The organism is Amycolatopsis sp. WAC 01376, from assembly GCF_003947415.1.
Lineage (GTDB): Bacteria > Actinomycetota > Actinomycetes > Mycobacteriales > Pseudonocardiaceae > Amycolatopsis.
This window is the reverse complement of record NZ_QHKL01000007.1, coordinates 219240-232334: the sequence shown is the minus strand read 5'-3', so window position 1 is coordinate 232334 and position 13095 is coordinate 219240. Positions and strand designations below refer to the sequence as shown.

Genomic DNA, 13095 nt, shown 5'->3' with positions numbered 1-13095 from the left:
AAAAGAGAAATTGTCAAGAACGTCAAGCTTGTCGGCGTGCTTCGGTCACGAGGGCGAGCAGGCGCGGCACCACCTGCGGAGCCGCCTCGAGTGGGACCACGTGCCCGACGCCGGGCAGCACCACGGACGTCCCGTTCTCCACGGCGCCCGCCAGTTCCTCGACGTCCGCCGTGGGAACGAGCCTGTCGCGCTCCCCCACGATCGCGGTCACCGGCACCGCGCCGACCTGCGACAACGCCGATTCCCGCGTATAGGCGTCCAAGGCCGGCCGGAACGCGGACACCGTCTGCGGCCAGTTGCCGCGGATCATCCGCACGGTCAGTTCGACGTCGGCGGGCACCGGGTCGTCCCCGAAGAGCCACCATCGCAGTCCCGCGGTCACGGCCTTGCTCGTATGCTCCCGCACCAGGCCGATCAGCTTCGACCCGAACACCATCTCCAGGTCCCGGCCGAGTTTCCCGAGCGCGTTCGGCCAGATCGCGTCCGGGGTGACCCCGCCCGCGGACATGGCGAGCAGCCCGATTCCCGCCACCCGCGCGGCGAAGACGTCCGGATGGCGCTGGGCGAGCGACAGGATCGCGAGGCCGCCCATGTCATGGCCGACCAGGACGACCCGGCCGTCGGGAATCACCTTTTCCAGCACCTCGGCCAGATCGTCGGCGAGCTGCCCCATGGTGGCCGACGCGGCCCGGACCTCACCCGATTCGCCGTGGCCGCGCTGGTCGTAGGCCACCACCGAGATCGGTTCCTCCGAAGACTCGGACGCCTCGGCCAGCACCGGCGCGATGCCGCGCCAGCTCCGCCTGTCGAGGGCGTACCCGTGGAGGAGCACCACGGTCACCGGCGCCGACGGATCACCCCAGCGCTCGAAGTGCAGGGGTGTGCCGTCGGCGGCCAGCAGACCGGGCATCAGGCCGAGCGGAGGAAGCGGTCGAGCACGCGCACGCCGAACTTCAGCGCCTCGACCGGGACACGCTCGTCGACCCCGTGGAACAGCGCGGAGAAATCGAGGTCCGCGGGCAGCTGCAACGGCGCGAACCCGAAGTTGCGGATACCGAGCGACTGGAACGACTTCGCGTCCGTGCCACCGGAAAGCATGTACGGCAGCGTGCGGGCACCCGGGTCTTCGGCGAGGACCGCGTTGGTCATCGCATCGACGAGGGCGCCGTCGAAGGTCGTCTCGACCGGCGGCAGCTCCATCCATTCCTTCTCGATGTCCGGGCCGAGGATCTCCTCCAGTTCGGCGTTGAACGCCTCGAGACGGCCGGGAAGGATCCGGCAGTCGACCGAGGCCTCCGCGACCGAGGGGATGACGTTCGACTTGTACCCGGCGGTGAGCATCGTCGGATTCGCCGTGTCGCGCAGGGTCGCGCCGATCATCCGGGAGATGTTGCCGAGTTTCGCGACGGAACCCTCGATGTCGTCCTCGGGGAAGTCCCAGCCGGTGATCTCGGTGACGCCGTCGAGGAACTCGCGCACGGAGTCGGTCATCACCAGCGGGAAGCGGTGGTTGCCGAGCCTGGCGACGGCCTCGGACAGCTTGGTGACGGCGTTGTCGCGGTGGATCATCGAACCGTGGCCGGCGGTGCCGCGCACCCGCAGCTTCATCCAGCGGATGCCCTTTTCGGCCGTCTCGATGAGGTACGCGCGGACGTTGTCCTTCAGCGTGATCGAGAACCCGCCGACCTCGCTGATCGCCTCGATGACGCCCTCGAACAGCTCGGGCCGGTTCTCGACCAGCCACTGCGCGCCGTACTTGCCACCCGCTTCCTCGTCGGCGAGGAACGCGAAGACGAGGTCACGCGGCGGAACGATGCCGTTGAGCTTGTAGTGGCGGGCCAGCGCCAGCGCCATGCCGACCATGTCCTTCATATCGACCGCGCCGCGGCCCCAGACGTAGTCGTCCTGGATCGCGCCCGAGAACGGGTGGACCGACCACTCCGAGGCGTCGGCCGGGACGGCGTCGAGATGACCGTGGATCAGGAGCGCGCCGCGCGACGGGTCGGCGCCCGGCAACCGGACGATCACGTTGTGGCGGTTCTTGCCGCCGGACTCGACATAGGTGATCTCGTAGCCCGCGTCGGTGAGCTTCTCGGCGACGTACTCCGCCGCGGCGCGTTCACCGACCAGCGTGTCGGGATCACCCGTGTTGGTCGTGTCGATGCGGATCAGTTCACTGGTGAGCGTGACTGCCTCTTCGGCGGCTGCTTCGATCAAATTCGGTTCGGTCACCAGGCATTCCTACCATTGGCAGAGCCCGCCGACCGGATGCCACCATCGGGTGGACGGCGGGTGGCGGTCCACTCTGGCCGCGCCCAGGGCCGACCGTGTTTCAGTTCGCCCGGCGGTCGTCGCGCGCCTTCTTGGTCAGCGACCTGCTGACGTAGACCAGCCCGCTGGTCAGGACCACGATGTCGTCGAAGTACACCGGGTCGGGCAACAGGTCGAACGGGAAAACGGTGTAGGCGAGGGAAATCCAGTAGGCGGCCTTGGTCGGCACCGGCGTGCCCGGCTGATGGACCTGACGGTGTTTCCGCACCAGCTTGACCACGAGGAACAGCGCGACCAAAACGAGGACGACGACCACCACCACGGCCACGGCACCAAGCGTCGTCCACAGAGACTCCATATGATCCCTCTCTCGTCACCACGACACTGTCACCATTCGCAGGCATGGCCGCGACACGGATCTTGCTGTGCTTCCGCCACCGGATTCAGCACCTCGGCCGGGCGATACACACGATCGCCGCCGCGCGCCGGGCGAACGACCTCCTCGGCAGCCGAGAGCAAGGCTGCATCATGTCATCTCGGCAAGTCTCACGCGGTCACCCACGTGCCTTGACCGGCTTGAAGACCGCTTGTGTGAAGGCCCACCCCACGGCGGGTGACCGGCAAGGGCGCCGAAGCGTGGCTGACAGACTGCGGGGGTGATCGTCGGATACGTCCTCGCGCTGCTGGCGGCGGTGGCCTCGGGTAGTGGTTCGGTGCTGGAGTCGATCGGTGTCCGCCGCGCGGGCGCGTACGGCGGCAGCGCACTGGACCTGGTGCACTTGCGGCGCCAATGGGTTTACTTCGCGGGCATCGGCGTCGACCTGGTCGGCTTCGCCTGCGCGGCGGCCGCGTTGCAACGGCTGCCGTTGTTCCTGGTCCAGTCGGTGCTGGCGTTCAGCGTCGGCGTGACGGCGGCGATTTCCGCGTTCATGGGCACCCGCCTCGCCACGGCGGGCTGGGCCGCGCTGGGCGTCGGAGCGGTCGGTCTGATCTTGCTGGGCTTGTCGGCGCAGCCGGGTCCGGCCAAGGTGCTTCCGGCGGCGTGGCGCTGGGTTCTGCCCGCGATGGCGCTGGTCGTGGGAGCGATCGCCTGGTACTTCCGGCGCTTCGATCGCCCCTGGGCCGCGCAGGTGCTCGGCTTCGCGACGGGGGTCGGGTTCAGCGTGGTCGGTGTCTCCGCACGCACCCTGGACCTGCCGTCGTCCGGCTGGGCGATTCTGGCGGAACCGGCCGTGTGGGCGATGATCCTCAACGGCCTGGCCGCGGCGGTCGCGTTCGCCCTCGCCCTGCAGAAGGGCGGGGCGACGGCGGTCAACGCGATCATGTTCACCACGAATACGGCGTTGTCCTCGATCATCGGCCTGGTCTTCCTCGACGACCGCGTCCGCGACGGCTTCGCCACGTTCACGGTCGCGGGCCTGATCCTGGCCATGTCGGGCGCGATCGTCACCGCCCACTACGCCTCTCAGGCCAAGGAGCCCGCCCGTACGGCTCGACTGAGCTCGTGAGATCGGGTTCAGCGCGCCTGACCGAGATCGCCCACGTGGGAGACGCCGTGATCGCCGCAGCGGCTCTGGACCTCGCCGAGGAGCACCCGCAGCAGTGAGGCGAGCTGGGCCCGCTGCTCGTCGCTCAGTCCGGAAACCAGTTCGAGTTCCCGCTCCAGTACCCGATCGACGGTCTGCTCCACCAGTGCGTGTCCCGCCGGGGTCAGTGTCACGTACACGCTGCGACCTGGCGGTTCGGTGTGCCGCTCGACCAGCCCCTCCCGTTCCGCTCGGGCCACCCGCTGGGAGATCGCGCCCGCCGTGACCAGGGTCGACCTGGCCAATTCCCTGGTCGTCAGCGAGTAGGGCGGGGAACTACGCCGGAGCACGCTGAGCAGGTCCAAGGTGGCCGGATCGACGTCGGAGTCGGAGAGGACGCGGCGGCGGTCCTCACCGAACAACTTGGCCAGCTGCCACACCCGGGTCACGATGCCGATGGACTCCGTCGACGTACCGGGCCGCTCGCGCCGCCATGCCGCCTCGATCTCGTCCGCGGCGTCCGGGGTGGGGACGTTTCCGGCCGCTGCACTCATCCCAGACCTCCATCGCGGTTGTCGGCCGCACGACTCACAGCCTATCATTTAGACCTAAACGTGAGTGGGAACGGCGACCTCGAAGGAGGCTGAATGACTCGGACGATCCTGGTCACAGGTGGGGGCACCGGCATCGGCAAGGCGGTGGCGGCGAGGTTCGCGGCGTCGGACGCCGTCGTGCACATCACCGGACGGCGCAAGGAAGCGCTGGTCTCGGCCGCGGCCGAACTGGGCGCGTCGGTCCGGCCAGTCGTCTGCGACAGCACTGATCCCGACCAGGTGACCTCAGCGCTGGCCGAACTGGACGGGCCGATCGACGTGCTGGTCAACAACGCCGGCGGCAACACCGACTTCGATCTCCCCGACCAGGACGGGCTCGCCGGGGTCCTCGCGCGCTGGCGGGCCAACCTGGACGCCAACCTGATCAGCGCGGTGCTGACCACCACCGCGGTCGAGAGCAGGCTGGCCGAAGGCGGATCGGTGATCCACATCGGGTCCATCGCCGCCGACCAGGGCGCCGGATCGTACGGCGCGGCCAAGGCCGGGCTGGCGTCGTGGAACATCGACCTGGCGCGGCGGCTCGGCGCCCGCGGGATCACCGCGAACGTGGTCGCGCCGGGCTACATCCGCGAGACCGAGTTCTTCCGGGACAAGCTCCCCGCCGAGCGGGCCGAGCAGTTGATCGAGGCGACCAGTACCGGACGTGCCGGTATTCCCGACGACATCGCCGAAACGGTGCACTTCCTTGCTTCCGCCGGTGCCCGGCACATCACCGGGCAGACCTTCGGGGTCAACGGCGGCGCCCACCCGACCAGGTAAAGGGGCCGAGGAGCGACCTCCGATAGTGCTCAGGCGCCCGGCGGGTTCCGTCGCGGTTCGGCGGGCGGATAGGTGTTCGCCGGCGGTGCCCCGGAACCCGCGGCCGGGTAGCCGTTCATCGCGCCCGGTTTCGGCCCACGACGGGCCAGGCCTGCCAAGCCCAAAAGTCCGACCAAGCCCAGAAGGCCCCACAGACCGCTGTTCCCGTCGGAGTCATTCCTGTCATTCCCGTCGTTCGGGTCGGTGTCGGCCTGCTGCCCTGCCTGCGTCGCGACGGCGGGCTCGGGCATCGCGGACGCCGGAATCGCTCCGGTCAGGGCGATGGCGCCGGAGGCCACGAACGCGGAGACGACTTTCGCTCCCCTGTGCCGCATTTGATCATCCTTCCCTTCGGTGGCAAACGATCATCGGCGTCTGCGTACCCGCACCGAGGGCGTCCACACTCGGGTCTCCTCGAAGGTCACCCACAAGGTTGTCTTCCGGATTAGACGACCGGCCACCGGTCATCCAGCGGTGACCGGCTACCAGGGAAGCGAGGACGACGATGACGGCGTGGTGGGGTTTGACCGGCCTGCTCGGCCTGCTGGGGGCTTACGGACTCGTCCGGATCCGGCACCGAGCCGGTGCCCAGGCCGAAGCTCCGGCCGCGGACGTCTTCGCGCGGTATCCCGCCGCCCAAGGGCCGGCGGTGCCGAACGCCGATACCGCGCACACTCCGCTCATGATCCCGGCGGTCACCCCGGAGATGATCCGCGGCCCGCGCCGTTGGCGAGCTTCCCGGCCGAGCGGGGTTCGCGCTCGGGAATCCCAACAGGGGCTCGCCGGAACGCAGGCCGTCGCGGAGCCGCTCACCGATGCCGGCACTGTCCCGGCCCAGGCGAGCCCGCCGGAGCCGGAGACCCAGCCGGTCGCCGCGGTGCCGGAGCCGCGTCCGTCGGAGGAGGGCACGATCACCGGGGAGCTCACTCCGGATCGGCCCGCTCCCGAGGATGCCTCGGAGGAGCCGAAAGCGGCGGAACCCGAGGAAACCACGAACCGGTTCCGGCCGCGCCGTGTGCTCGACACGGTCATCCGCAAGGCCAAGGAAGCCAAGAAGATCCTCCGCCGGAACTGAGCGCAGGTTCGGGGTGACGCGGGCCGGACCCCCAGCAACCGGCCCGCGCCCGGACACTCACGGCACTCTCCTCGGCCACCGCGAGACCCGTTCCACCCGACCATCGTGCGGCCGGGACCGGGCCAGCGCATGGGTGCAGGGCCCCCATATTCCGGCGCGACGGGTGACTGCCGGCCGTCACTCTCCGGGCATCTTCGTGCGTGCGCTGAATGTGGGTGCGCCGCCCCCATGTGCGGTCCGCGCCGAACTGAAAGCATGACTGCCGTGACGCCCCAGCCCACGGCGACGTCCCTGCCGCTGACGTGGTGGGTGCACGGCCAGACCCCGCGCGAACGCGCGGCGACGACCAAGCCCGCATGGGCGCACTTCGCCGAACACGCCGTCACCGCGCTTCTGCCGGAGCGTCCCCCAGTCGGTGACTGGCGTGCCGCGTTCGCCGGGGTCTTCAGGTCGTTCGTCGACGCCGCCACTCGTGACGCGATCCCGGACGATCTCGCGGACACCGACGTCGAAGCACTCCGCCGGGATTTCGCGGCCCAACTCGACCAGCATCTGCTCAAGCTCTCGGTCCGCACGCTCGTGCTGGAACTCCACCGCGCTCGCAAGGCCGGGATCCTTCAGGGCGAGACACCCGAAGAGCGCTTCTCGGACTTCGTGCGCCAGCAGTCCACCCCGGCCGGCCTCGTCCGGCTGTTCAGCGAATACCCGGTACTGGCCCGGCTCCTCGCCCAGGCCTGCCTCCACGCCGCCGAAGCCCACGCCGAAACACTGGCCCGCTTCTCGGCCGATGCCGCCGCGTTGCCCTGCTCGGTCGTGGACGGCGAACTCGGCACGCTCGTCGAGGTCGCGGGTGGGATCGGGGACTCGCACGCACGCGGGCGTTCGGTCAAACTGCTCCGCTTCTCCAGCGGCGCCAAGGTGATCTACAAACCCCGCCCGCTGATCCTCCACGCACGGTTCACCGACGTCGTCGAACAGCTCAACAAACGACTGCCCGGCCTCCACCTGCGGACCGCCGACGCACTCCAGCGTGCCGGGTACGGCTGGCTCCGGTTCGTCGAGCACCGGCCGTGCGCCGACATCGCCGACGTCGACCGGTTCTACCGCCGTCAGGGCATCCTCCTGGCGCTCCTGCACGCACTCGACGCGACCGACGTCCACTACGAGAACATCATCGCCTGCGGCGACCAGCCGGTGCTGATCGACATCGAGACGCTGTTGCAGCCGTCGCCACCCGATCCGCCGGAGGGCGACCCGGCCGCGGCGATGCTGGCACGGTCGGTCCAGCGCACGCTGCTGCTCCCCCAGCTCTTCGCGGGCGAGCACGGCGCCGTCGACATCTCCGGCCTGGCGGGCCGCGGCGGCAAGCTGCCCACCGACCGGATCGATTGGGCCGATCCGGGCACCGACCGCATGCGGCTGATCCGGGTCCCCGGCGAACTCGCGGGCGGGAACAACCTCCCGCGCCTCGACGGCCGTGACGTCAGCCCCGCCGAGCACAGCGCGGCACTGCTGGCCGGGTTCCGGCTCGGCTACGACGCGATCTCCACCGGACGGGACGAACTCGCCGAGCTTCTGCGGCGCTGCGCCGAGGATCCCATCCGGGTGCTCATCCGGCCGACGAACTTCTACTTCCGCCTGCTCGACGAGACCACCCATCCCGACCTCCTGCGTGACGCCGCCGACCGCGACCACGCGTTCGACCTGCTCGAAGAGGACTCGGCGGACGAGGAGAAACTGCTCCGGCTGGTCCCGCACGAGCGGGCCGACCTGTGGGCGGGCGACGTGCCGATGTTCACCTCGAACCCCGGCTCGACGTCACTGCTGGATTCGCGTGGTGACAGCGTCGACGGAGTGGTCGACCGGGCGTCGCTGGACACCGTGCTGGCCAAGGTCGCCGACATGGATCCGCTCGATCAGCGCGACCAGGAATGGCTGATCTCGGCCACCCTCGCGATCAGCACGGCGACCGGCGATCACCATGGCGGCGGCGAGACCGCGGAAACGGCGGTGCCGAACCAGGCGCCCGACCCGGAACGCCTGCTGCTCACCGCGTGCGGGATCGCCGACCACATCGTCGCCAACGCCTTCTCCGACGAGCACCGATCGAACTGGCTCGGGATCGAACTCGTCGACGACCGCTATTGGACGGTCCTGCCGATGGGGGCGGGACTCGGCGAAGGTTATTGCGGGGTCGCGTTGTTCCTCGCCCAGCTCGCCGAGCTGACCGGGATCGCGCGGTACCGCGATCTGGCCGCGTATGCGATCAGCCCGCTCCCCGGTCTCTTCGCCGCGCTCCGCGCCGATCCCGGACTGGCCGCCACCGCCGGCTGCGGCGGGCTTCTCGGACTCGGCGGCGTCGCGTACACGATCGCGCGGCTCAGCACCCTGGTCGGCCTTCCCGCGGGCGACCTCATCGAGCAGGCCGTCGATCTGATGCCCGAGGCCACCCCCGAAACGCCGTCCGGATTCACGACGGGCCTGGCGGGCGGGGTCGCGTCGATGCGCTCGGTGTATGTCCAAACAGGACTGGAGACGGCGCTGAAGCGGGCGGACCGCTACACCGGACAGCTGCTCGAGCGCGAACGTCCACAGGAGACCGGTTTCGCCCGCGGTCCGGCCGGGATCGACTGGGTCCTCCGGGCACACGACCGTTCCGGCGAAGAACCACCCGGAAAGGCGGACGATCGGGCGGAAAGCACCGGCGGCTGGTGCGAAGGTCTCGCGGGCGAGGCACTCGGCCAGGCCGCGCACCTGCCGGATCCCGGATCCGCCCGTGGCCTGGACCGGACGATCAAACGGCTGGCCGACGGGGCACCGCTGAAGGATCTCAGCCTCTGCCACGGCGAGTCCGGAGTACTGGACGTGTTGTGCGTGCTTGCGGAGAACGGGCACACTGGCGCCGCCGCCGCGGTGCGCCGCCGGACCGGTCATCTGCTCGCCGCCATCGATCAGCGCGGTACCCGCTGCGGGACCCCCGGCGCGGTCCCCTCGCCAGGACTGCTGAGCGGCCTGGCGGGGATCGGCTACGGCCTGCTGCGGCTGGGATTCGGCGACCGGGTCCCGTCCGCGCTCCTGCTCCGCCCCGACCGGCCGCATCCCGCGGCCACCGTTGTTCCGCCGGTAAACCGAGTATGAGGAGAAGAACCGAATGTACGAAAGAGATCTGCCCGCCACCGAAGACGCCCTCGGCGCCGTGAACCTGCCGCGCGCACTCGAGGTCGGCTCGCGCAACCACGCGCTGGCGGGCAGCAAGCCGCGGCTGAGCGCCAACCCGCTCGCCACCCTTTCCACGGACCCCGGTTCACCGTCCGTCGTCAGCGTCTTCGCCGGCGGCTGGATCTGAGGTCCGTCAAAAGCTCACGAAGGCGGGCTCGCGCCGCCCGCCTTCGTGATCGCTTTTCCCCGTGACCGCGGATTCCGCTCGCTATAGTCGCGATCGTGGGGATCCGTTCGTCGCGGGTGATCGGCCGCGACGCCGAGCTGACCGAGCTTTCCGAAGCTCTCGATCGCGCCATCGCGGGCCGCGGCGGCGCGATCTTTCTCGTCGGCGAAGGCGGCATCGGCAAGTCCCGCCTCGCCACCGAAGCCACGTCGCGAGCGGTCGCCGCCGACATCCCGGTTCTGCAGGGCAGGGCCGGTTCGATCGGTCCGCTCGTCCCGTTCCGGCCGCTGACCCAGGCGCTGTTGTCGCATTTCCGCGGCGGCGGACCGCCGGAGGCGGCCGAACTCGACCCGTTCGTCCCGGTGCTCGCCCAGCTCGTTCCCGACTGGGGCCAAGGTGACCGGCCGCGGGAATCGGGCTCCCTGCTGGTGCTCGCCGAAGCGGTGTTCCGGCTGCTGGCCGTGACCAGCCGCGACCGCGGCGCGCTCCTGGTCCTCGACGACCTCCAGGACGCCGACGCCGAAACGCTGTTCATCCTCGAATACCTCGTCGACAACCTGCCCGCGGCACAGACCCTGTTCGTCGGCACGCTCCGCAACGAGCCCTCCGACGCCCTCCGCCTCGCGACCTCCGGTGCCCAGCGGATGAGCTGCGCCGTCGTCGAACTCGGCAGGCTCGGTCTCGCCGACACCCGCGCACTCGCGGCGTCCTGCCTGGAGACCGAGCCGGGCAAACTGCCGTCGCCCGCGACGGAACTGTTGTGGCGCAACAGCGCCGGCCTGCCGTTCATCGTCGAGGAACTGCTCCACGGCATGGTGAACGAGGGACTGCTGGTCGAGGGACGGGACGGCTGGCGGGTGATCGGCGAACTCCGCGCCCGCGTACCCGCCGCCCTGGTCACCAGTATCGGCGTCCGGATGGAGCAACTCGGCGAGCAGGCGGGCGAACTGCTGTCGGTCGCCGCGATCATCGGCCGCCGCTTCCCGCTGACGGTGGTGCAGACGGTGATCGGCACGAACGACCGGACCCTGCACAACCACCTGAGCGCCGCGGTCTCGGCGAACCTCGTGACCACCGACGAGACGACGCCGGGCTGGTACGCCTTCCGTCATCCGCTGACCGCGGAAGCGTTGCTGGCACGCCAGTCACCGGCCCGCAAGGCGGCACTCGCCCGGCAAGCCGCAGACGCCGTCGAGAAGCTGTACCCGGGTCTGCCGGGCGATCTGTGCGCGCTCGTCGCGTCGCTCCGGCTGACCGCGATGGACGAACGGGCCGCGGGCCGCCTGTTCGCGCAGACCGGTCGCCGCGCCCTCGACGCCGGCGCCGCGGATTCCGCGGTCACGATGCTCACCAAAGCCGTCGACCTGCTCGCCGGAGCCGACGCGGGTGATCGGGCCGAGGTGCTGGAGACACTGCTGTACGCGCTCGGGCAGACCGGCCAATTCGACCGCGCCGTCGAGCTGTCGGCGGGCTTCGTCGAGATCGGCACGCTCGAACGGGCCGCCAAACTGCACACCCAGCTCGCCTGGGCCGCCTACATCGCCGGACGGCACGACGAATGCCTCGGCCAGATCGAACGCGCCCGAGCTCCCCTCGGTTCGGCGATCTCGCCCGCTCAGCAGGCCGCGCTCGACGCCGTCGAAGCGAACCTCTGGCTCGACGTCCCCGGCCGGACCGGCACGGCGGAACGGCTCGCGCGTCAGGCGTGGAAAGTGGCCGAGGAGACCGAGCAGCCGTTCGTCGTCTGCCAGGCACTGCAGGTGCTCGGCATGCTCGCGCTGTCGCGGGACCTCACCGAATCCGAGCAGTACATGCAGCTCGCGCGGAGAACCGCCGAGGACAACCACCTGCACCACCTCCGCACCCAGGCGCTGGTCCGGCTCGGCGGGCATCGCGTGCTGATGAACGGCGACGAGCAGACCCTGCTGCTCGCCCGCGCGGACGCCCAGCGGACCGGGTCGATCACACTGCACTGCGCGGTCGATTCCGTGCGCACCATGCACGCGATCCTGCGCTGCGAGTTCGACACCGCGCACGCGCTGCTGGAAGAGAACCTCGCCGTACTCGGCAGGCTCCGGTTGACCGCGTTGCTGCAGTACGCGCATATGACCAGGGCGATGTCGGCCGGGCACCGCGCCGACCGCCCGGCGATGGAGCGGGCGCTCGACGACTTCCGGCAAAGCGGCGGCGAGAACGCGCAGGAGATGGTGCTGAGCATCGGGCTGGCACGCGTCTTCTGTTCACTGCTCGAGGAGGACTTCGAGCGGGCGCGCCGCGAACTCGACCAGGTCATCGAGCTGGAGGACCGGCGGCCGAGCCGGTTCCACCTCGCCGGACAGCACGGACTCAGGACGCTCGTCGACACCCTCGGCGGTGCTTCCTGCCCGGAGGCGGGCTCCGCCGTGAGCGGGATGCGGTGGAATCGGCAGTTCGTCGAATTCGCGCACGCCGTCGAGCACGGCAGGCGCGGTGACACGGCGGAGGCCGAACGGTCGGTGGCCTCCGCACTCGAAACATCGGCGCCCTATCCCCTCGCCCGGCACCTCGGGCTCCGGCTGATCGCCGAACCGGCCGCCGCCGACGGCTGGGGAGATCCGGCGGGCTGGCTCAACGAGGCCGAGGAGTACTTCCACGGCAGGGACATCCAGGCGGTCGCGGCCGCCTGCCGGAGCCTGCTCCGCAAGCTCGGCGCACCCGTGCGGCAGCGCCGGTCCGGTGTCGACCGGGTCCCCGGTGAGCTGCGCGCGGCCGGCGTCACCGTCCGCGAATACGAGGTGCTGCTACTGCTCGCCGAGCGCATGGGTAACAAGGACATCGGCGCCCGGCTGCACATCTCGCCCCGCACGGTCGAGAAGCACGTCGCGAGCCTGCTCGCCAAGACCGGACTCGCCGACCGTTCGGCCCTCGCCGAACACGCCGCCGGACCGCGACCTGGCATGCTGTGAGCCATGAGCGACCTCACCGTGTACGGCGCCGACTGGTGCCCCGACGTCAAACGCAGCCGTGCCCTGCTGGACGCGAAGGGCGTCGAGTACGACTACATCGACGTCGAAGCGGACACTGTCGCCGAGGAAACCGTGCGGGCGCTGCAGAACGGTGAGCGCCGGATCCCCACCATCGTCTGGCCGGACGGCACCCACCTGGTCGAGCCGAGCGACGACGAGCTCACCGCGCACCTGGACCGGTGACCCTCCCGGACGTCCCGGTCGGCACGAGGATCGTCGTGCGGTACCGGATCGAAGGCGGGTTCACCGACGCCCTCGGCTACCTGCGCTCCCGTGACGACGCGGAATGCGCGGTGGAGACCAAACGCGGGCTGGTGACGATCCGGCTGGCGGACATCGTCCTCGCGAAGACCGTCCCGCCTCCACCACAGCCGCGGCCTCGGCCGGCCTGATCGCTGTTTCGCCCCGGCGCTCCCGGGTA

The 13095-nt window shown here is 70.2% G+C and carries 13 protein-coding genes; 8 read left to right on the top strand and 5 right to left on the bottom strand.

Annotated features, from left to right (window positions below; all coding sequences use genetic code 11):
- Positions 1–22 precede the first annotated feature (22 nt).
- The 3 genes from DMH03_RS31670 to DMH03_RS31660 all read right to left on the bottom strand — a co-directional run bounded on the left by DMH03_RS31670 (position 23) and on the right by DMH03_RS31660 (position 2629).
- Positions 23–910 (bottom strand): alpha/beta fold hydrolase, encoded by an 888-nt coding sequence (locus DMH03_RS31670; RefSeq protein ID WP_125795661.1) that lies wholly within the window; start codon positions 908–910, stop codon positions 23–25.
- Positions 910–2232: a M20/M25/M40 family metallo-hydrolase gene (locus tag DMH03_RS31665; protein WP_125795660.1), complete on the bottom strand. Its 1323-nt coding sequence runs from the start codon at positions 2230–2232 to the stop codon at positions 910–912. Before DMH03_RS31665 ends, DMH03_RS31670 begins: the two co-directional genes overlap by 1 nt.
- 100 nt (positions 2233–2332) lie before the next feature.
- Positions 2333–2629: a YkvA family protein gene (locus tag DMH03_RS31660; protein WP_125795659.1), complete on the bottom strand. Its 297-nt coding sequence runs from the start codon at positions 2627–2629 to the stop codon at positions 2333–2335.
- 298 nt (positions 2630–2927) lie between these two features.
- Here DMH03_RS31660 and DMH03_RS31655 point away from each other — a divergent pair, with 298 nt between their 5' ends.
- Positions 2928–3779, top strand: coding sequence for a hypothetical protein (locus DMH03_RS31655; protein ID WP_125795658.1), 852 nt, complete (start codon positions 2928–2930; stop codon positions 3777–3779).
- 8 nt (positions 3780–3787) lie between these two features.
- Here the strand turns inward: DMH03_RS31655 and DMH03_RS31650 are convergent, their stop codons facing one another.
- The gene (locus DMH03_RS31650) at positions 3788–4351 is read right to left on the bottom strand and encodes a MarR family winged helix-turn-helix transcriptional regulator (protein ID WP_125795657.1); all 564 of its coding nucleotides are present in this window, start codon (positions 4349–4351) and stop codon (positions 3788–3790) included.
- A 93-nt stretch (positions 4352–4444) separates the two neighbouring features.
- Between DMH03_RS31650 and DMH03_RS31645 the strand changes: the two genes are divergently transcribed.
- Positions 4445–5170 carry an SDR family NAD(P)-dependent oxidoreductase gene (locus DMH03_RS31645; protein WP_125795656.1) on the top strand — a complete coding sequence of 242 codons (726 nt, stop codon included), beginning with the start codon at positions 4445–4447 and terminating at the stop codon, positions 5168–5170.
- A 29-nt stretch (positions 5171–5199) separates the two neighbouring features.
- On the opposite strand, the gene DMH03_RS31640 is transcribed toward DMH03_RS31645, so the two are convergent.
- Positions 5200–5544: a WGxxGxxG family protein gene (locus tag DMH03_RS31640; RefSeq protein ID WP_125795655.1), complete on the bottom strand. Its 345-nt coding sequence runs from the start codon at positions 5542–5544 to the stop codon at positions 5200–5202.
- 170 nt (positions 5545–5714) lie between these two features.
- Here DMH03_RS31640 and DMH03_RS31635 point away from each other — a divergent pair, with 170 nt between their 5' ends.
- From DMH03_RS31635 to DMH03_RS31610, 6 genes are all read left to right on the top strand, one after another.
- The gene (locus tag DMH03_RS31635) at positions 5715–6284 is read left to right on the top strand and encodes a hypothetical protein (RefSeq protein WP_125795654.1); all 570 of its coding nucleotides are present in this window, start codon (positions 5715–5717) and stop codon (positions 6282–6284) included.
- A gap of 255 nt (positions 6285–6539) precedes the next feature.
- The gene (locus DMH03_RS31630) at positions 6540–9422 is read left to right on the top strand and encodes a type 2 lanthipeptide synthetase LanM family protein (protein ID WP_233611744.1); all 2883 of its coding nucleotides are present in this window, start codon (positions 6540–6542) and stop codon (positions 9420–9422) included.
- 13 nt (positions 9423–9435) lie between these two features.
- The gene (locus tag DMH03_RS31625; RefSeq protein ID WP_125795652.1) at positions 9436–9630 is read left to right on the top strand and encodes a hypothetical protein; all 195 of its coding nucleotides are present in this window, start codon (positions 9436–9438) and stop codon (positions 9628–9630) included.
- Between the two features lie 95 nt (positions 9631–9725).
- Positions 9726–12614 carry a helix-turn-helix transcriptional regulator gene (locus tag DMH03_RS31620; protein ID WP_125795651.1) on the top strand — a complete coding sequence of 963 codons (2889 nt, stop codon included), beginning with the start codon at positions 9726–9728 and terminating at the stop codon, positions 12612–12614.
- A 3-nt stretch (positions 12615–12617) separates the two neighbouring features.
- Positions 12618–12857: a glutaredoxin domain-containing protein gene (locus DMH03_RS31615; protein ID WP_125783065.1), complete on the top strand. Its 240-nt coding sequence runs from the start codon at positions 12618–12620 to the stop codon at positions 12855–12857.
- The gene (locus DMH03_RS31610) at positions 12854–13066 is read left to right on the top strand and encodes a ferrous iron transport protein A (protein ID WP_125795650.1); all 213 of its coding nucleotides are present in this window, start codon (positions 12854–12856) and stop codon (positions 13064–13066) included. Before DMH03_RS31615 ends, DMH03_RS31610 begins: the two co-directional genes overlap by 4 nt.
- Positions 13067–13095 lie beyond the last annotated feature (29 nt).

Bases quoted from the DNA above. Each gene is read 5' to 3' on its own strand.
- DMH03_RS31670 (WP_125795661.1), bottom strand. From the start codon at position 910: ATGCCCGGTCTGCTGGCCGCCGACGGCACACCCCTGCACTTCGAGCGC.
- DMH03_RS31660 (WP_125795659.1), bottom strand. From the start codon at position 2,629: ATGGAGTCTCTGTGGACGACGCTTGGTGCCGTGGCCGTGGTGGTGGTC.
- DMH03_RS31650 (WP_125795657.1), bottom strand. From the start codon at position 4,351: ATGAGTGCAGCGGCCGGAAACGTCCCCACCCCGGACGCCGCGGACGAG.
- DMH03_RS31645 (WP_125795656.1), top strand. From the start codon at position 4,445: ATGACTCGGACGATCCTGGTCACAGGTGGGGGCACCGGCATCGGCAAG.
- DMH03_RS31640 (WP_125795655.1), bottom strand. From the start codon at position 5,544: ATGCGGCACAGGGGAGCGAAAGTCGTCTCCGCGTTCGTGGCCTCCGGC.
- DMH03_RS31635 (WP_125795654.1), top strand. From the start codon at position 5,715: ATGACGGCGTGGTGGGGTTTGACCGGCCTGCTCGGCCTGCTGGGGGCT.
- DMH03_RS31630 (WP_233611744.1), top strand. From the start codon at position 6,540: ATGACTGCCGTGACGCCCCAGCCCACGGCGACGTCCCTGCCGCTGACG.
- DMH03_RS31625 (WP_125795652.1), top strand. From the start codon at position 9,436: ATGTACGAAAGAGATCTGCCCGCCACCGAAGACGCCCTCGGCGCCGTG.
- DMH03_RS31615 (WP_125783065.1), top strand. From the start codon at position 12,618: ATGAGCGACCTCACCGTGTACGGCGCCGACTGGTGCCCCGACGTCAAA.